At 63.9% G+C, this 17,524-nt stretch carries 14 protein-coding genes; 9 read left to right on the top strand and 5 right to left on the bottom strand.

Annotated elements, in window-relative coordinates; all coding sequences use genetic code 11:
* Window positions 1-2 precede the first annotated feature (2 nt).
* From AC0C6X_RS07495 to AC0C6X_RS07480, 4 genes are all read left to right on the top strand, one after another.
* Window positions 3-1,025, top strand: a complete 1,023-nt coding sequence (locus AC0C6X_RS07495) for a zinc-binding alcohol dehydrogenase family protein (protein WP_472952368.1) — start codon at window positions 3-5, stop codon at window positions 1,023-1,025.
* Window positions 1,026-1,345: 320 nt separating this feature from the next.
* Window positions 1,346-2,620: a polyhydroxyalkanoate depolymerase gene (gene phaZ / locus AC0C6X_RS07490; RefSeq protein ID WP_247959322.1), complete on the top strand. Its 1,275-nt coding sequence runs from the start codon at window positions 1,346-1,348 to the stop codon at window positions 2,618-2,620.
* A gap of 145 nt (window positions 2,621-2,765) precedes the next feature.
* Window positions 2,766-3,185 carry a DUF2852 domain-containing protein gene (locus AC0C6X_RS07485; RefSeq protein ID WP_173517969.1) on the top strand — a complete coding sequence of 140 codons (420 nt, stop codon included), beginning with the start codon at window positions 2,766-2,768 and terminating at the stop codon, window positions 3,183-3,185.
* Between the two features lie 98 nt (window positions 3,186-3,283).
* A complete protein-coding gene (locus AC0C6X_RS07480) occupies window positions 3,284-4,036 on the top strand; it encodes a M48 family metallopeptidase (RefSeq protein ID WP_247959321.1) in 753 nt (250 codons plus the stop codon).
* A 16-nt stretch (window positions 4,037-4,052) separates the two neighbouring features.
* Here the strand turns inward: AC0C6X_RS07480 and AC0C6X_RS07475 are convergent, their stop codons facing one another.
* Window positions 4,053-4,247, bottom strand: a complete 195-nt coding sequence (locus AC0C6X_RS07475) for a YqaE/Pmp3 family membrane protein (RefSeq protein WP_034801662.1) — start codon at window positions 4,245-4,247, stop codon at window positions 4,053-4,055.
* 157 nt (window positions 4,248-4,404) lie between these two features.
* Between AC0C6X_RS07475 and AC0C6X_RS07470 the strand changes: the two genes are divergently transcribed.
* The 5 genes from AC0C6X_RS07470 to AC0C6X_RS07450 all read left to right on the top strand — a co-directional run bounded on the left by AC0C6X_RS07470 (window position 4,405) and on the right by AC0C6X_RS07450 (window position 9,540).
* Window positions 4,405-5,079, top strand: coding sequence for a phosphoribosylanthranilate isomerase (locus tag AC0C6X_RS07470; RefSeq protein ID WP_472952365.1), 675 nt, complete (start codon window positions 4,405-4,407; stop codon window positions 5,077-5,079).
* Window positions 5,076-6,296 (top strand): tryptophan synthase subunit beta, encoded by a 1,221-nt coding sequence (gene trpB, locus AC0C6X_RS07465; RefSeq protein ID WP_173517972.1) that lies wholly within the window; start codon window positions 5,076-5,078, stop codon window positions 6,294-6,296. Before AC0C6X_RS07470 ends, trpB begins: the two co-directional genes overlap by 4 nt.
* Before the next feature lie 4 nt (window positions 6,297-6,300).
* A complete protein-coding gene (trpA, locus tag AC0C6X_RS07460; RefSeq protein WP_173517973.1) occupies window positions 6,301-7,140 on the top strand; it encodes a tryptophan synthase subunit alpha in 840 nt (279 codons plus the stop codon).
* 50 nt (window positions 7,141-7,190) lie between these two features.
* Window positions 7,191-8,105 (top strand): acetyl-CoA carboxylase, carboxyltransferase subunit beta, encoded by a 915-nt coding sequence (gene accD / locus AC0C6X_RS07455; RefSeq protein WP_472952363.1) that lies wholly within the window; start codon window positions 7,191-7,193, stop codon window positions 8,103-8,105.
* A 91-nt stretch (window positions 8,106-8,196) separates the two neighbouring features.
* Window positions 8,197-9,540, top strand: a complete 1,344-nt coding sequence (locus AC0C6X_RS07450; protein WP_173517975.1) for a bifunctional folylpolyglutamate synthase/dihydrofolate synthase — start codon at window positions 8,197-8,199, stop codon at window positions 9,538-9,540.
* Window positions 9,541-9,638: 98 nt separating this feature from the next.
* On the opposite strand, the gene trxA is transcribed toward AC0C6X_RS07450, so the two are convergent.
* The 4 genes from trxA to AC0C6X_RS07430 all read right to left on the bottom strand — a co-directional run bounded on the left by trxA (window position 9,639) and on the right by AC0C6X_RS07430 (window position 17,521).
* Window positions 9,639-9,962 (bottom strand): thioredoxin, encoded by a 324-nt coding sequence (trxA, locus tag AC0C6X_RS07445; protein WP_247959319.1) that lies wholly within the window; start codon window positions 9,960-9,962, stop codon window positions 9,639-9,641.
* A gap of 86 nt (window positions 9,963-10,048) precedes the next feature.
* On the bottom strand, window positions 10,049-13,615 hold the full coding sequence (addA, locus tag AC0C6X_RS07440) for a double-strand break repair helicase AddA (RefSeq protein WP_472952361.1): 3,567 nt from the start codon (window positions 13,613-13,615) through the stop codon (window positions 10,049-10,051).
* A complete protein-coding gene (gene addB, locus AC0C6X_RS07435) occupies window positions 13,605-16,793 on the bottom strand; it encodes a double-strand break repair protein AddB (protein WP_472952360.1) in 3,189 nt (1,062 codons plus the stop codon). The genes addA and addB overlap by 11 nt, the downstream gene beginning before the upstream one ends.
* Window positions 16,790-17,521 (bottom strand): nucleotidyltransferase family protein, encoded by a 732-nt coding sequence (locus tag AC0C6X_RS07430; protein ID WP_472952359.1) that lies wholly within the window; start codon window positions 17,519-17,521, stop codon window positions 16,790-16,792. Before AC0C6X_RS07430 ends, addB begins: the two co-directional genes overlap by 4 nt.
* Between the last annotated feature and the right edge of the window lie 3 nt (window positions 17,522-17,524).

Below are 17,524 nucleotides of genomic sequence, written 5' to 3'. Positions count from 1 at the left end.
TCATGAAAGCCGTGCTCTGCCTCGAACCCGGCCATCTGGAGGTCGTCGACCGTCCGCCGGCTGAGAATGTGCCTGACGGGTGGGTGCGTGTCGCCGTCAGCCATGTCGGCATCTGCGGCACCGATTACCATATCTTCGCCGGCAAACATCCGTTCCTCGAATACCCGCGCGTCATGGGCCACGAGATATCGGCTACGGTCATCTCCGGTGGCCGCGGCACGGCGATCGCGCCCGGCACGCCGGTCGTGGTGAACCCCTATCTTTCCTGCGGCAACTGCGTTGCCTGTCGAAAGGGTAAACCCAACTGCTGCACCGCCATCAAGGTTCTCGGCGTGCATACCGATGGCGCTTTTTGTGAAGAGATCATCGTACCAGACGGCAATCTTTATCCGGCGCAGGATCTGTCGCCGGAGGCCACCGCCACCGTAGAATTCCTGGCGATCGGGGCCCATGCGGTGCGCCGTGCTTCCGCGGATGCCGGTTCACGGGCATTGGTCATCGGCGCGGGACCGATCGGTCTCGGCACCGCGATCTTCTCGCGCATCGCCGGCCACCGGGTGACGCTGATCGACACCAGCACCGAACGGCTGGACTTTGCCGCCCGCAAACTCGGCTTTGCCAACGGTATTGTCGCCGATATGGAAGTGGCGGCGCGCGTTGCCGAGGCGACGGATGGCGACGGCTTCGACGTCGTCTTCGATGCCACTGGTCACGGTGGCTCTATGCAGGCGGCCTTTTCCTATGTCGCCCATGGCGGCACGCTGGTCTTCGTCAGTGTCGTCAAGGACGAGATCCGCTTTTCCGACCCGGAGTTCCACAAGCGTGAGATGACGCTGATCGGAAGTCGCAACGCGACCCGCCAGGACTTTGACCATGTCGTCGCGTCGATCGCCTCTGGCCTCGTGCCGGTCGAGGCCCTGATCACCCACCGCACGACACTCGACGGAGCCGTCGTCGATCTTCCTCGTTGGGCGGAAGAAAAGACGGGTCTGGTCAAGGCGATCGTCAAGGTGGCTGTCACGTGAGACCGCTGATTGCTGCATCGCCATAGGGTCGCCATGAGCGTGGAGTTGCCACTTTTTCCTGAAATTGCCCGGCATCCGGCACCCAGCGCACGAAAATAGCGGAAAACCGCCAGTTTCAGACAAGCTCGTTTGCAAATCGTCAGGAATCCGGATTCAGTCTGGCCTAAGGCCTTGTATCGAGGTGACACGGGTATACATGTTGCACCGCACAAGAAAAATGGTAGTCTGGCAGCGATTGCGGACACCAAGACAAACAATCGCAAGCTTGCGTCCGACCGGGAGCGGCGTTGTCGTTGATTGAACCAAGGGGTACGCTTCCCATGTTCTACCAGCTCTATGAATTGAACCATGCAATGATGGCGCCGTGGCGTACGGCCGCCGATGCTATGCGGCTTGCCTTCAGCAACCCGATGAATCCCGTCTCGCACACCTATTTCGGTCGTGCGGCCGCTGCCGGGCTCGAAGTGTTCGAGCGCTCCACCCGCCGCTATGGCAAGCCGGAGTTCGGGCTTCCCGCGACCGAGGTCGACGGCACGTCCGTCTCCGTCTACGAGCGCATCGTCTGGCGCGCTCCCTTCTGCAACCTCATCCATTTCGAGCGCGCCTTGCCCAAGGGGCGTGCTGCCGATCCGAAGGTTCTGGTGGTGGCGCCGATGTCCGGCCACTACGCGACGCTGCTGCGCGGCACCGTGGAAGCTCTGCTACCACATTCCGACATCTACATCACCGACTGGATCGACGCCCGCATGGTGCCGCTCAGCGAAGGTACTTTCGATCTCGATGACTACATCGACTACGTCATCCAGATGCTGCACTTCCTGGGCCCGAACACCCATGTGATCGGCGTCTGTCAGCCGGCGGTGCCGGTGCTCGCCGCCGTCGCGCTGATGGAAGCGGCCGACGATCCGCTGTCGCCGGCGACGATGACGCTGATGGGCGGACCGATCGACACGCGCATCAATCCGACCGGCGTCAACCAGCTCGCCGAACAGCGGCCGATCGAATGGTTCCGCGACAATGTCATCATGCCGGTGCCGTGGCCGCAACCGGGCTTCATGCGCATGGTCTATCCGGGCTTCCTGCAGCTTTCCGGCTTCATGTCGATGAACCTCGACCGTCACCTGATCGCCCACAAGGAGTTCTTCGCGCATCTGGTGAAGAACGACGGCGACGCGGCCGAGAAGCATCGCGACTTCTACGACGAGTATCTCGCGGTCATGGACCTGACAGCCGAATTTTACCTGCAGACCGTGCAGGTGGTCTTCATGCAGCACGCGCTCCCGAAGGGCGAGATGATGCACCGCGGCAAGCGCGTCGATACGACGGCGATCAGGAAGGTCGCGCTGCTGACCGTCGAGGGCGAGAACGATGATATCTCCGGCGTCGGTCAGACGAAGGCGGCGCAGACGATCTGCACCAACATCCCTGATCATATGCGCATGCATTACATGCAGCCGGACGTCGGCCACTACGGCGTCTTCAATGGTTCGCGCTTCCGCCGCGAAATCGCCCCGCGCATCGTCGCCTTCCACCGCGAACATTCGCGGCACGTGAAGCCGGTGAAGCAGCTCATCAAGGGCGGCAAGTCGGCCTGACCTCGTCACCGGGCCGTTTTGACCGCGCAGAGTCAAAGGTTTGTCCGATTCCGGGGGAGGGCGTCTTGCACAGCCAGGGTCGCCTTCCCACATCGTTTTCATCGGGTCGCATGGGCGGCCCGGATGATTGCGAGGAATCCTGAAGATGAACCAATCTGCAATGATCCGTCCGGATTGGACGCCCGCGACCATCGCCCTGATGGTGCTCGGCTTCGTGGTCTTCTGGCCACTGGGCCTGGCCATGCTCGCCTACATTCTGTTCGGCGAAAAGCTCAAGACGTTCAAGAAAGACGCCAACGATACGGTGGATGGCATGTGCTCTGCATTCAAGCGCGGCGGTCGCCGCTCCAACTGGACGCACCGCACCGGCAACGTCGCCTTCGACGACTGGCGCGAAGCCGAACTTGCGCGCCTCGACGAGGAGCGCCGCAAGCTCGACGAAATGCGTGAAGAATTCGACACCTATGTGCGCGAGCTTCGCCGTGCCAAGGACCAGGAAGAGTTCGACCGCTTCATGCGCGACCGCAAGAACGGCGGCTCCGGCCCGGTTGTCGAAGCTCACTGACCCGATGTGCTTCCGGCGTTTCACATGAAACGCCGGATATCCGTTCGCGTCTCGCGGCACTGTAGGCGAAAGCCCCGCGAATCGGTTAGAAAGCCTGCATGTTCCCTTCCTTCAAGCGGCGCATTCAACCTGCACCATCCGCCACGACGCGGCAGATCGAGGTCGCCGGCAAGTCCTTGCCGCTGACGATCAAGCAGAACGCGCGCGCGACCCGCATGACGCTGCGCATCGAGCCCGGCGGTCGGGCACTGAAGATGACGATCCCTCAAGGTCTGTCGGAGCGCGAGGTCAATGCCTTTCTCAGCCGCCATCAGGGTTGGCTGATGACGAAGCTTGCCCGCTTCTCCGGCGAAAGCCAGATCGAGGAGGGCGGTTCCATCCTCATCCGCGGCATCTCCCATCGCATCGAGCGCACCGGCAAGATCCGCGGCCTGACGGAAGCGATCGTGCTTGATGACGAGCCGGTGTTGCGCGTCAGCGGCGGCGAGGAGCATCTGAACCGGCGCATCGTCGATTTTCTCAAGAAAGAGGCCCGCCAGGATCTCGATCGTCTGGTGGCGATCTATACCGGTCGCATCGGCCGGCGAGCGAAGTCGCTGTCGCTCAAGGACACGCGCAGCCGCTGGGGATCCTGTTCTGCAGATGGGGCGCTGAGTTTTTCCTGGCGCATCGTCATGGCACCGCCGAAGGTCATCGCCTATCTCGCAGCGCACGAGGTCGCGCATTTGCAGGAGATGAATCACGGGCCTGATTTTTGGGCGCTGTGTGGGAAATTGTGCCCGGATACGGACGATGCCAAGCGCTGGCTGCGCCGCAACGGCACGATGCTTCACGCCATCGACTTCGACTGAGCCGGCCAGCCGGAGATCATGCGCGGTGGCGCAGCGCTTCGCGGATCTTCTCGTCGGTCTTGTATTGGCTGAGCGCATAGACCGACCAGATCGCCGCCGGAACCCAACCGATCAGTGTGAGCTGCAGGATCAGACAGATGAGGCCGGCAAAGGGCCGGCCGATCGTGAAAAACTGCAGCCAGGGTAGGATAAGCGCGAGCAACAGGCGCATCAGTCTCTCCATTATGGTAAAATGCATATGGTGAAAGCTCGCCGGTCGCGCAAGTGGCGCACACCCGTTGGGGCATAGGTGCCGGGGGCGCTGGCTGGCAGGCCGCGCGTCGGTTTTTGGCTCGACTCGGGCGACATTTCATGCAAGGTCGCTTCTCATGAAAACCGAAGTAAAGATATGCGGGCTGAAGACCGCGGAAGCGGTTGAGCGCGCTGTGGCGCTCGGCGCATCCCATACCGGCTTCATCTTTTTCCCGAAGAGCCCCAGGAACATCGAGCCCGATGATGCCGGCCGCCTGGCAGATCGGATTCGTGGTCGTGCGAAGATCGTTGCGGTCACGGTCGATGCCGACAACGACGAGCTCGATGAGATCGTCTCGGCGCTCAATCCGGATATCCTGCAGCTTCATGGCAGCGAGAGCCCGGAACAGTTGCTGACGGTCAAGGCGATGTACGGCCTTCCGGTCATGAAGGCGCTTTCGGTGCGTGAAGCCTTGGATCTCGAAAAGATCGACGCCTATATCGGCATCGCCGACCGTTTCCTGCTTGATGCCAAGCCGCCCGCCGGCTCGGATCTGCCGGGTGGCAACGGCATCTCCTTCGACTGGCGGCTGCTCGACGCGCTTGACGGAAGCGTCGATTACATGCTTTCCGGTGGTCTCAATGCCAACAACATCGGCGAGGCCCTGGCGCAGACCCAGGCCCGCGCCATCGATACCTCCTCCGGCGTCGAGAGCGCGCCGGGCGTCAAGGATTTGAAGCTCATGGAATCGTTTTTCAATGCCGTTCGCCAGGCGGAGGCGGGCATGCCACGGTCAGGGAGCAGGACGTGAACCAGGCGCCAAAGTTGAATTCCTACCGGGGTGGCCCGGATGAAGACGGTCGTTTCGGTATTTTTGGCGGCCGCTTCGTGGCCGAGACGCTGATGCCCTTGATCCTCGACCTGCAGGACGAGTGGAACAAGGCGAAGGACGATCCGGCGTTCAAGGCGGAGCTGGCACATCTCGGCGCCCATTATATCGGCCGGCCGAGCCCGCTCTATTTCGCCGAACGGCTGACGGCCGAGCTTGGCGGCGCCAAGATCTATTTCAAGCGCGAAGAGCTGAACCACACCGGCTCGCACAAGATCAACAATTGCATCGGCCAGATTCTGCTTGCCAAGCGCATGGGCAAGACACGCATCATCGCCGAGACCGGTGCCGGCCAGCACGGTGTGGCTTCGGCGACAGTCGCGGCCCGCTTCGGCCTTCCCTGCGTCGTCTACATGGGCGCGACCGATGTCGAGCGCCAGGCGCCCAATGTTTTCCGCATGAAGCTGCTCGGTGCCGAGGTGAAGCCGGTAACTGCCGGTAGCGGCACGCTCAAGGACGCGATGAACGAGGCGCTGCGCGACTGGGTCACCAATGTCGACAGCACCTATTACCTGATCGGCACGGCTGCCGGCCCGCATCCCTATCCGGAAATGGTCCGCGATTTCCAGGCCGTCATCGGCCAGGAAGCCAAGGAGCAGATGCTTGCCGCCGAAGGCCGGCTGCCGGATCTCGTCGTTGCCGCCGTCGGCGGTGGCTCCAATGCAATCGGCATCTTCCATCCGTTCCTCGATGATGAAAGCGTCAAGATTGTCGGCGTCGAAGCCGGCGGCAAGGGCATCGAGGGCGACGAGCATTGCGCGTCGATCACCGCCGGTTCGCCCGGCGTGCTGCACGGCAACCGCACCTATCTGCTGCAGGACGGTGACGGCCAGATCAAGGAAGGCCATTCGATTTCGGCCGGTCTCGACTATCCCGGCATCGGCCCGGAACATGCCTGGCTGAACGATGTCGGCCGTGTCGAATACGTGCCGATCATGGATCACGAAGCGCTCGAAGCGTTCCAGACGCTGACCCGCCTCGAAGGCATTATTCCGGCGCTCGAGCCGTCGCATGCGCTTGCCGAAGTCATCAAGCGCGCACCGAAGATGGGCAAGGACGAGATCATCCTGATGAATCTCTCCGGGCGCGGCGACAAGGACATCTTCACCGTCGGCAAGATTTTGGGAATGGGGCAGTAAGATCATGACCGCACGCATGGACAAGAGATTTGCCGATGTTGCGGCCGAGGGACGTCCGGTCCTCGTCACCTATTTCATGGGCGGCGATCCTGACTTCGAGACGTCGGTCTCGATTATGAAGGCGCTGCCGAAGGCTGGCGCCGACGTCATCGAGCTGGGCATGCCCTTTTCGGATCCGATGGCCGATGGTCCGGCGATCCAGCTTGCCGGTCAGCGTTCGCTGAAGGGCGGCCAGACGCTCGCCAAGACGCTCGAGATCGCGCGCCGTTTCCGCGAGGAAGACCAGCGCACGCCGATCGTGCTGATGGGATACTATAACCCGATCTACATTTACGGCGTCGACCGCTTCCTGACGGATGCGCTTGCCGCCGGCATCGACGGCCTGATCGTCGTCGACCTGCCGCCGGAGATGGATGACGAGCTCTGCGTTCCGGCGCTCGAGAAGGGCATCAACTTCATTCGCCTGGCGACGCCGACCACGGACGACCGCCGCCTGCCGAAGGTGCTCGAAAACACCTCCGGTTTCGTCTACTACGTGTCGATGAACGGCATCACCGGTTCGGCTCTGCCCGATCCGTCGTTGATTGCCGGTGCCGTCGGCCGTATCAAGGCGCACACCAACTTGCCGGTTTGCGTCGGTTTCGGCGTCAAGACGGCAGAACATGCAAGGGCCATCGGAGCATCCGCCGATGGCGTGGTCGTCGGTACGGCGATCGTCAACCAGATCGCGTCAAGCCTGACCGAAGAGGGCAAGGCGACCGATGCGACGGTTCCGGGTGTTGAAGCGCTGGTCAGAGGGCTCTCGGCAGGCGTGCGGTCCGCACGCCTCGCAGCAGCCGAATAATTGCCTATATTAGCGCGCACAACCCGAAGGAAATCTTCAGGAGTTACTAAGTGAACTGGATCACAAACTACGTTCGGCCGAAGATCAACTCGATGCTGGGCCGCCGGGAAGTTCCGGAAAATCTCTGGATCAAGTGCCCGGAAACCGGCGAGATGGTGTTCCACCGCGATCTCGAGGAAAACAAGTGGGTCATTCCGCAGTCCGGCTTCCACATGAAGATGCCGGCCAAGGCCCGGCTGAAGGACCTGTTCGACGGCGGCATCTATGAAGCCTTGCCGCAGCCGAAGGTTGCGCAGGACCCGTTGAAGTTCCGCGATTCCAAGAAGTATGTCGACCGCCTGCGCGACAGCCGCACCAAGACCGAGCTCGAAGACACGATCGTCGCCGGCCTCGGCCGCGTCCAGGGCGTCAAGCTCGTTGCCGTCGTGCACGAGTTCAACTTCATCGGCGGTTCGCTCGGCATGGCTGCCGGCGAGGCGATCATCAAGGCCTTCGAAAAGGCGATCGCCGAGAAGTGCCCGCTGGTCATCTTCCCGGCATCGGGCGGCGCCCGCATGCAGGAAGGCATCCTGTCGCTGATGCAGCTGCCGCGCACCACCGTTGCCGTCAACCTGCTGAAGGAAGCCGGTCTTCCCTATATCGTCGTGCTCACCAACCCGACGACCGGCGGCGTCACCGCTTCCTATGCGATGCTCGGCGACATCCACATGGCCGAGCCCGGTGCCGAAATCGGCTTTGCCGGCAAGCGCGTGATCGAGCAGACGCTGCGCGAGAAGTTGCCGGAAGGCTTCCAGACTTCCGAATACCTGCTGGAGCACGGCATGGTCGACATGGTCGTCAAGCGCCATGATCTGCCGGCAACGCTCGCCCGGGTTCTGAAGATCCTGATGAAGAAGCCGGCGGAAGCCTCGAAACTCAACGGCGGCACACAGCCGGCAGCCTTGCCGGTCGCGGCACGCGCTTGAAAAAGCTCGGGTAACCGGAGCTACACAGAACAAAATGAAGCATCTCCGCGTGGAGATGCCTTGGCAGTCGAGCTTGTCGGGGCGGTGAGAGATGACAGCGGTGGAAGCCAGCGAAGCGGGCTATGAGATCGAAAAACTCCTTGCCCTCCACCCAAAGGGCTTCGACCTGTCGCTGGACAGGATCACCCGGCTTCTCGCTGCGCTCGGCAATCCGCAGGACCGCCTGCCGCCGGTGATCCATGTCGCCGGCACCAACGGCAAGGGCTCGGCAACCGCGTTCTCGCGGGCGATCCTGGAAGCGGCCGGTTTCAGCGTTCACGTCCACACGTCGCCGCATCTCGTCAATTGGCACGAGCGCTACCGCCTGGGCGTCAAGGGCGGCAAGGGACGGCTCGTCAGCGATCCCGTTCTGGCCGAGGCCGTGCGCCGCGTCGCCGAAGCCAATGGCGGCGAGAAGATCACCGTCTTCGAAATCCTGACCGCTGTCACCTTCCTGCTCTTCGCCGAGCATCCCGCGGATGTCGCGATCATCGAGGTAGGCCTCGGCGGTCGCTTCGACGCGACGAATGTCCTTGTCCGCCCGGCCGCCTCGGTCATCATGCCGATTTCGCTCGACCATCAGTCCTATCTCGGCGACCGGGTCGAATTGATCGCCGCGGAGAAGGCCGGAATCATGAAGCGCGGCTGCCCGGTGGTGATCGGCCAGCAGGAAGAGGAAACGGCGCGCGAGGTGCTGATCTCGACGGCCGAGCGGCTTGGCTGCCCCATCTTCGTCTACGGCCAGGACTTCATGGCGCACGAGGAGTTCGGCCGTCTTGTCTATCAGGACGAGAGCGGACTTGCCGATCTGCCGCTGCCGAAGCTGCCGGGACGTCATCAATATGCGAATGCCGCCGCGGCCATTCGTGCGGTGCGGGCCGCAGGCTTCGACGTTTCCGAAGCGGCGATCGAGAGAGGTCTTGCCGGCGTCGAGTGGCCCGGACGCCTGCAGCGCCTGACCAGCGGCAAGCTGACGCATTATGGCCCGGCCGACGCGGAAATCTGGGTCGATGGTGGCCATAATCCGGGTGCCGGCCAGGTGATCGCAGAGGCGATGGCGACGTTCGAAGAACGCGAATCGCGGCCCCTCTTCCTGATCATCGGCATGATCAATACCAAGGATCCGGTCGGCTATTTCCGGGCGTTTCTCGATCTTGCCGAGCAGGTCTTCACCGTTCCGATCCGTGGTTCCGACGCAGGCCTTGATCCGGTGGCGCTTGCAAGCGATGCGGCTGCCGTCGGGTTCGAAGCCTCTGCCGTCTCTTCCGTTGCCGAAGCGCTGACGATCATTGCCAATCTGGTCGACGAAGACCCGGCGCCGCCACGCATCCTGATCGGCGGCTCGCTCTATCTGGTGGGTGACGTTCTCGCCGACAACGGCACACCGCCGAAGTGATTCCGAAGGCGCCGCCGCCATCTCGGTACCAGATGCAAGACAAGAAAAAAGCCCGGGGTTCCCGGGCTTTCTGCTGCAGTAGTTAGTCAGCGAACGTCTCAGGCGACAGCCATGGAGATCCACGAGGAAAGGGCCGTCTTCGGTGCGGCGCCGACCTTGATGTCGGCCACTTCACCGGCCTTGAACATGGCGAGCGTCGGGATCGAGCGGACGCCGTACTGGGCAGCCAGTTCCGGATTTTCGTCGATGTTGAGCTTAACAACCTTGACCTTACCGGCGAGCTCGTTGGAGATTTCCTCGAGGCTCGGTGCGATCATCTTGCACGGGCCGCACCATTCAGCCCAGAAATCGACAACCACCGGCTCGGCGGCGTTCAGCACTTCCTGCTGAAAATTGGACGTATCGACCTTTACAGTAGCCATAGGCTGCTCCTTGCGTTCGGAATGGCAGTATCCAGATGTTGTGCCTCATGTGAGAGGGCGCCGCTGGATTTTCAATATCCGGTATCTCACTTTGTCGCGAGGTCTTCAAGGCTCCTGTCGAGCACCTGATCCGCAACGACGTGGATTGCCGGCCCTTCGGTGAAGATCAGCACGCATCGGAACCTGTGCCCGGGATAGAGCGGCCGCAAGAGTTCGCGATAGATCGCCAGCTGTGCCCTGTAGGCGAAGGGAATATCCTCCTGCGAAGCCGGCACCTGTCGGTTCGTCTTGAAATCCGCAATGGTCACGATCCCGTCGCCGACGGCGAGCCGGTCGATGCGGCCGGAAACCGCGTGATCGCGCGTGCCGAGCGTGAGCGTGCCCATGACCGAGACTTCGGCGCGGCTGCCGGCCGAGAAGAGCGCCCTGAGATCGGGGTGGTCGAGCACATTCTCGACGCCGGCAATCAGCGCGGCGCGCTGCTCGGGCGACCAGCGGGGCACGGAACGCAGAAGATAGCGCTCGGCTGCGGCGCGGCGATCATCGCCCGGAATGGAGGGCAGGACCTGCAGCAGGCGGTGCAGGATGGCGCCGCGCAACATCGAGAGATTTGCCGGTGCCTTTTCCGAAAACAGGGCGGACCCGACGAGCCCATCGCCGTCGTCCTCGTCGATGGCGATCCCGATGCCGGAAGGGCTGAGCGGGCGTGGCAGCCGCTTCTGCGGTGGCAACGGTGTCGAAAGCGCCTTCGGCAGGCCGGACGCCGGACGGCTGGCATCCGGTGAGAGCGCTTCCTTGGAGGGAAGGTCGCGCTCAAGCTGTCGTTCACGCCAGGCATGGCCGGACCATTCCTCGCCGCCGGCATGGAAGGTTGTCGGATGGCCGCGGCCGCTTTCGTCCCCGGCCAGGCTCGCCTGAACCATAGCATGCCATGTTTCGGCTACGGCCCGCTGTCCGCGGTAGCCGCAGACGACCAGACGGTCGGCGGCGCGGGTCATGCCGACATAGAGCAGGCGCCGATATTCTTCCTCGGCGAGCGTTTTCAGACGATCGCTGTCGGCGGTGATCAGCGAGTTCGACTCCGAGCCCGGTGCGCGCCACACCGGCAGTGACAGGATCGCGCCATCTGCTCGAGGAAGCTCGAGGAAGCGGAGCGAAGGGACATGCTGGTTGCTGAAGGGTGCGCCGCCGCCGTCGACGAGGAAGACGACGGGCGCTTCGAGACCCTTGGCGGCATGCACGGTCATGATCCGGACTTCGTCGCGTTCCTTGTCCTGTTCGCGCTTGACCGTCGGCGCTTCCATTTCCAGTGTCGAAACGAAGGCCTGCAGTCCGGGGAGGCCGCTTCTTTCCTGGTCGAGCGCGAAGGTGAGGAACTCGTCGAGAATGTCGCTGACCTCGGTGCCGAGCCGCGCCAGGAAGGCCGCCCGGCCGCCATGCACGCCAAGAATGCGGGCATAGAAATCGTGCGGTGCAAGCTGGGTTGCGAGCGCCACATAGCCTTTCAGTACCCTTGCTGCCTGGTGGAACAGGATACCATCGGCCGCCTCCGCCTGCAGACGTTGCCACAGGCTTTCGCCTACTTTGCGGCGCGCCGCGAGTTCGAACAGCGCGTCTTCCCCGAGATTGAACAAGGGGCTTTTCAGCAGCGCGGCGAGCGAGAGATCGTCCTGCGGCAAGAGGACGAACCGCCCGAGAGCAAGCAGATCCTGGACCGCAATATGTTTGGTGAGCACCAGCCGGTCGGCGCCGGCGACCGGAATGTTGTTGCGGCGCTTGAGCGCCCGGGTCAGCGCATTGACGAAGGCGTCGCGTTTGCGGACCAGCACGATCACGTCGCCCGGACGCATCGGCCGGCGAACACCCTTCTCGACGATGGTCTCCTTGCCGATCCAGCTCTCCAACACGCCGGCGATCCGACGTGCGAGGATGTTGACCGGCGCACTCTCAGGCGTCGCATCGAAGGCCGCGGTCCATTCCTCGTCCGTATCCATCGGTTCGGCGGCAACCACGTCCCAGATATCGACCGCACCGGGATGGCCGATGCGGTTCGAAGCATGAACGACCGGTTCGCTGCGGGCGCTGAGGCCCCGTGCATGCGCCGGATTGGCGAAGACGGTATCGACGGCGGAAAGCACGTCGACGGTCGAGCGGAAGGAGAGTTGCAGGCGGATGGGCTCGAAGGCCTTGCCGCCGTCGCGCACCCGCCGTTCGGTTTCCTGGCTCTCGAGCGAAAACCGCTCTGGCCGCGCACCCTGGAAGGAATAGATCGACTGTTTCTCGTCGCCGACGGCAAACATCGTGCGGTTGGCGCCGCGGGCGCTTTCGCCGGAAAAGAAGTCGGCGGCCAGCGCCTGGATAATGGTCCATTGCGCCGGGCTGGTATCCTGCGCCTCGTCGACGAGGATGTGGTCGATACCCTGGTCGAGCTTGTAATGCACCCAGGCGCTGACGTCGCCGCGGGCAAAGAGCGCCGCCGTGCGATTGATCAGGTCCTCGAAATCGAGCTGGCTGCGTCGTCGCTTGAGCTCCTCGTAGTCGACGTTGAGCCTTTCGGCGAGCGTCAGCGCCGCAAGCGTCGCCTCGAACATCTTGAGAATGCTGATGTGATCGATGCAGGCGACGACATGGCGGTAGGCTTCGTCCACCAGGTCTATGAGATCGGGGGCCGCCTGCTGCATCGCCTTGTTGAGGAAGGTGGATTGCGCCCGCGCCTTGCCGGTATTGGTGAAGAACAAGTGGCGGAGGCCGTCATAGCGGGCGCTCACGTCCGTGAGCTTGGAAACGGTTCGGAGCCCCTCGGCAAAGTCGAGCACCTTTGTTCCGCCGACACTCGTGGCAAGTGAGAAGTAGCGTTCCAGGGCCGCGCCGTTCAGTCCCGCCAACGGCCAGATCGCGGCCATGGCGCTGTCGACGCTTTCATCCGGCGCCAGCTTCAGGACCCTGCGCAGCTCGGCCTCGGTGCCGCCATACGCGCCGGCATGTTCGAGAAAGATCTGGATCGAGGTCCGGTTCTCGACGATCGCCGCGAGTAGCCTTTCCAGCCCGGTGTCGTCGGCGAGGTTCAGCACGGTGGCAAAGGCGCGCGCCAGTTCCGGATCGTCCTTGGCTGCCGTCGCCGTCAGTAGCATACGGCGCGCATCGGCAAGCAGTACGGCGGCAGCGCGGTCGTCGAGGACCGAGAAATGTCCGGCGACGTTGGCTTCCAGTGGAAACTGATGCAGCAGTGCTTCGCAGAAAGCGTGAATCGTCTGGATCTTCAGGCCGCCCGGCGTCTCCAACGCGCGGGCGAAGAGGCGGCGCGCTTCCTGCAGCTTCAGGAGACCAGGCCGCTCGCCCTCGATCGCCTCGATCCGCTTTTCGAGCGTCGCGTCGTCGAGCGTGACCCATTCCGCCAGACGCTCGAAGACGCGGTTCGACATTTCGGATGCGGCCGCCTTGGTATAGGTCAGGCAGAGGATGGCCGACGGCCGGCAGCCGGCGAGCAGCAGCCGGATCACCCGCTGGGTCAGCACGTGCGTCTTGCCGGATCCGGCATTGGCCGAAACCCAGGCGGAACGCGCGGGGTCGGAGGCAAGCGACTGCCGGCGCGAGGTCCAGTCGAGCCAGGCTTGCGGCGTCGCCTGCTCGGGGCCGGGGCTGTCATCCCTCATCGCCGTTCTCCTCCTCGCTATCGGCCGTCGACCATTCGGCCACACGTGCCAAATGGTCGTATTCGCCACCGTAGTCGCGCTCTTTCTGAACAATCAGCCGGGAAGCAAAACCGTGTTTTCCCGAAAGAAGGGCGCTGAGCAGTTTTCTGAGCTCGGCCAGGGACTCGTCGGCAAGCTGGTCCGCGGATCTGGTCTCCTTCGACCTGCTGCCTTCGTTGTTGACCGCATCCGACTTGAAGCGTGAGCCGGGCTTGAGCCGGACATAGAGCAGCGACTGCGGATGGCTCGGTGGCACGTCCTTGAAGGCGCCGGCCTTGAGCGCCGCCGCCTCCAGGGCGAGCTGGGGATCAAGCAGCACGCGGGCTTCCGTCGCCGATGGGCTGGAACCGGTCTTGTAGTCGATGATCTCGACGCTGCCGTCGGTCATCGTATCGAGCCGGTCGGCGATGCCGGTCAACCGCATGTCGGCGATGCCCAGTTCCATCGATGCCGGAACCTCGGTGCGCGAGCGGCGGATGAAGCGTGCGCGTTCCCGCTCCCACTTGATGAAAGCCGCGCCGACGGCGGCGAAGCGTGGCCGCCAGATCGTGTCGATATGCGTCGGCAGCCGCGCCTCATCGAAGACCTCGTTCAGCAGCCGATGCATTTCCTCTTCGGCCGCGGGCGACATCAGATCGACGCCGGAGCGCACGAAACGCTCGACGATCTGGTGATAAAGCGTGCCACGCTCGGCCGGGCCGGGGTCGCTGTTGAACGGCAGCAGCGGATGCAGGCGTAGGATGCGCCGGGCGTAGACCGCATAGGGGTCGCGCCTCAGGCGCGAGACCTCGCTGAAGGAATACTTGCGCGGCTGCAGGTCCGCCGGCGGCTTGGGTGCCGGGCGTTCGGCAAGCGGCTGCCGCCCCCCATCGTCGAGCATTCGGGCCCAGGTCAGATAGTCCGCACCATTGGCCTGCAAGGCCTCAACTAGCCGGTTGCCGCCAAGCGCCAGCAGGCGCTGTAGCCAGCGCGAGGCGACGGTGGGTGCCGCGCCCTGGCGCATCGAGCGGGTGAAGATCAGTCGCCGTGGGCCGCAGGCCATCTGGAAATCATGCGCCAGCTGGCCGATGCGTCGCTCCGGCGGTTCGAGACCGATGCCCGTCTTCATCGTGCGCGACAGGAACGGATCGTTGGCAGTCTGGCCCGGCCAATTGCCCTCGTTCATGGCGCCGAGCACCACCAGATCCATGCTCTGCAGGCGTGATTCCAGCGCGCCGAAGATGAAGACCCGCGGATGGCGCATGGAACGCGGCTTGACCGCTGCGCCGGCGGCGAGCGCTTCCATGACATCGCACCATTGCGGTCCATCCGCCGTCATCTGGCCATCGGTTTCGATGATGCCGCGAAGCAGGGTCGCCAGCGTATCCGCCGCCTCGCCGGACCAGAGCCCACCGAGATCGCCGCGCTCGTCGGCCGAGGCCGCTTCCAGCGCCTGGCCGGTACGCGTCGCCCAGTCGGCGAAGGTGAATTCCTCCGAGAAAACACGGCTGCCGTCCTTGCTGCGGCTCAGCGCCGAAGCGAGCGGTGCCACTGCGTGGCCGATCTTCATCGCCAGATCGCGGGCTGCCTGAAGCTCCTCGGCGCCGATGCCGACGCGCCACTCCGGCGGGTGGCGATCGGCCCCGTGCCCGGCAATGGCCGCATCGAGCAAGGGTTCCAGGGCGAGGATATCGACGGTTGCGGTGCTGCCGCGCAGCGCCATGCGTTCGAGCGCGTCGGCGCCCTGACGCATCGTCTCATACGATAGCCCGAAGCGCGCCAGCGGGTGCTTGAGCAGTGCCACCAAGGGCACGAGATCGCCGGGGCGCAGACTAGCCTCCAGAAGCAGGCGCATGAAGCTGCCCTGAGGCGTCGAGGACAGCGGCGTGCCGGCGGAATCGTCGGCCTCGATACCGAAGCGGGCAAGCTCGGCGCCGACCCGTCGTGCGAGATTTCGGTCCGGCGTGATCAGTGCCGCCTGGCTATCCTCGCTGTCTTCGAGCGCCAGCCGCAACGCAACGGCAATGACGGCCGCCTCCTCGCGTTCGTTGGCGGTTTCGATGAGGGCTGCATCCCTGAAGGCGGCGTGCAGCGATTCGCCATCGAGTTCGCTGCGCCTTTCGGTCCAGGCATTGGTCGCCTTCGCCGGCAGAAGGGCATGCGAGAGGATCTCGGCGCGGACGTCGAGGTCCGTCTCGGCGTCGGCCAGGGTGGTCACGTCCGACCGGATGACCCCCATGCGCTTCAGCAGCCGGTAGAAGCCGTATTGCGGATGGCTCCGGCTTGCCGGGTCCGGCCTGCCGTCAAGGGCTGCGTCGGCGACGATCATGTCCCATTCGGCATCGCTCATCGTCTGGTCGAGACCGGGCAGCACGATCGTGCCGTTTGGAAGCTTCTGCACGGCGGCAATCAGCGCGGCGGTCGCCGGAATCGAGCCGGTCGAACCGGCGATGATGATCGGGCCCTCGATCTTGCCGGCGGCGATGCGCTGCGTTTCGGCCTGAAGGATGGCGTTGCGGTGGCGGGCAGGGGAGGATTGCTTGAGCTCCTCCAGTCGCTCCGGCCAGTAGCTGCGGGCAATCTTCAGGAATTCGAGCGTCAGCTGCCACCACAACGCATGCTCGCCGGCATCGAGCCGGTCGAGCTCGTCCCAATCCAGTTCTTCCGTCTCCATCGCATCGATGAGTTCGGCGAGATTGCGCGCGAGCCAGATCGCATCCGCCGGGCTTGCCGGCGCGATCAACGGGCTCTCCGCATGAATGTCGAGCACCACCTTCGGCAGCCGGTTGCGCCAGGCAAGGATCAGCCGCCCAAGCTCGATCAGGCGCGCCGTGCCGGGCAGGGGCGGGGCCAGATCGAGGATCGCCGGGACCTCGGCATCGAAGAAGCCGCTGTCGTCGTCGGTCTCGCCGAGCGCCTTGATGGTGGGCAGGATGGTGGAGCGGCCGCCGAGCAGATCGACGAATTCGGACCTGAGCACACGGGCCGAGCGCCGTGTCGGCACGAAGATCGTCACGCCCGCCAGCGGCAGGGGATCAGCCGGATCGTAGCGGAAGTCCGGGGTCAGGCTACCGTCGCAAAGCCTTTCGGCGAGTGTCTTCAGGAACGGGAGGCCGGGTGGGATCGTGAAGACGTTGGACCGGCGGCCGCTCACGCTCATCCTCCCGGCTGATGGCGGCGGATCGCCGCTTCCGCTTCGCCGATCGCTTCCGGCGTGCCCACCGTCATCCAGTGACCCTCGAGCAGGATGCCGTGGAGGCGTCCCTTCGCGGCCGCACGGTCGAAGTAGATGTTGAGGTTGAAAGCGTCATCCGGCGCATCGGCGAAAAGCCGGGAGTGAAGCGCGATCGCACCGGCATAGACCACCGGGTTCGGCAGACCTTCCTTGTAACGCGTCAGCTTCCCGTCGGCGCCGAGCGAAAAGTCCTTCTTGCCGTTATGCCCGGTCGTGTCCTCGTCGCGTACGCAGAGCAGCAGCATGTCCATGCGGTCCGGATCGAAGGCCGCAGCAAGCCGCGAAAGATTGCTCGGTCTGTTGGTGTCCTCTCCGACCCAGAAGAGATCGGCATTCATCACCAGAACCGGGCCATCCGGCAGCAGTTTCAGCCCCTTGACGAGGCCGCCGCCGGAATTCATCAGCGCGTCGCGCTCGTCGGAAATCAGGATCTCGGGCGCGCTCCGCCGGCTGAGATGCCCTTCCATCTGGTCGGCGAAATGGTGAACGTTGACCGCGGCCCTGGTAATGCCGGCCTCCACCAGCAGGTCCAGCACGTAGTCGATCATCGGCTTGCCCGCGATTTCCACGAGGGGCTTCGGCATGGTGTCGGTGATCGGGCGGAGCCGGGTGCCGAGGCCCGCGGCGAGCACCATCGCATTGCTGATCGACATTGC

The organism is Ensifer sp. VA4 (assembly GCF_055710065.1).
This window is presented reverse-complemented; position numbering and strand designations above follow the sequence as displayed.

Coding starts and splice junctions, on each gene's coding strand:
- AC0C6X_RS07485 (WP_173517969.1), top strand. CDS start 2,766: ATGAACCAATCTGCAATGATCCGTCCGGATTGGACGCCCGCGACCATC.
- addB (WP_472952360.1), bottom strand. CDS start 16,793: ATGAGCGTGAGCGGCCGCCGGTCCAACGTCTTCACGATCCCACCCGGC.
- addA (WP_472952361.1), bottom strand. CDS start 13,615: ATGAGGGATGACAGCCCCGGCCCCGAGCAGGCGACGCCGCAAGCCTGG.
- trxA (WP_247959319.1), bottom strand. CDS start 9,962: ATGGCTACTGTAAAGGTCGATACGTCCAATTTTCAGCAGGAAGTGCTG.
- AC0C6X_RS07470 (WP_472952365.1), top strand. CDS start 4,405: ATGAAAACCGAAGTAAAGATATGCGGGCTGAAGACCGCGGAAGCGGTT.
- AC0C6X_RS07495 (WP_472952368.1), top strand. CDS start 3: ATGAAAGCCGTGCTCTGCCTCGAACCCGGCCATCTGGAGGTCGTCGAC.
- AC0C6X_RS07430 (WP_472952359.1), bottom strand. CDS start 17,521: ATGTCGATCAGCAATGCGATGGTGCTCGCCGCGGGCCTCGGCACCCGG.
- AC0C6X_RS07480 (WP_247959321.1), top strand. CDS start 3,284: ATGTTCCCTTCCTTCAAGCGGCGCATTCAACCTGCACCATCCGCCACG.
- phaZ (WP_247959322.1), top strand. CDS start 1,346: ATGTTCTACCAGCTCTATGAATTGAACCATGCAATGATGGCGCCGTGG.
- AC0C6X_RS07475 (WP_034801662.1), bottom strand. CDS start 4,247: ATGCGCCTGTTGCTCGCGCTTATCCTACCCTGGCTGCAGTTTTTCACG.
- trpA (WP_173517973.1), top strand. CDS start 6,301: ATGACCGCACGCATGGACAAGAGATTTGCCGATGTTGCGGCCGAGGGA.
- AC0C6X_RS07450 (WP_173517975.1), top strand. CDS start 8,197: ATGACAGCGGTGGAAGCCAGCGAAGCGGGCTATGAGATCGAAAAACTC.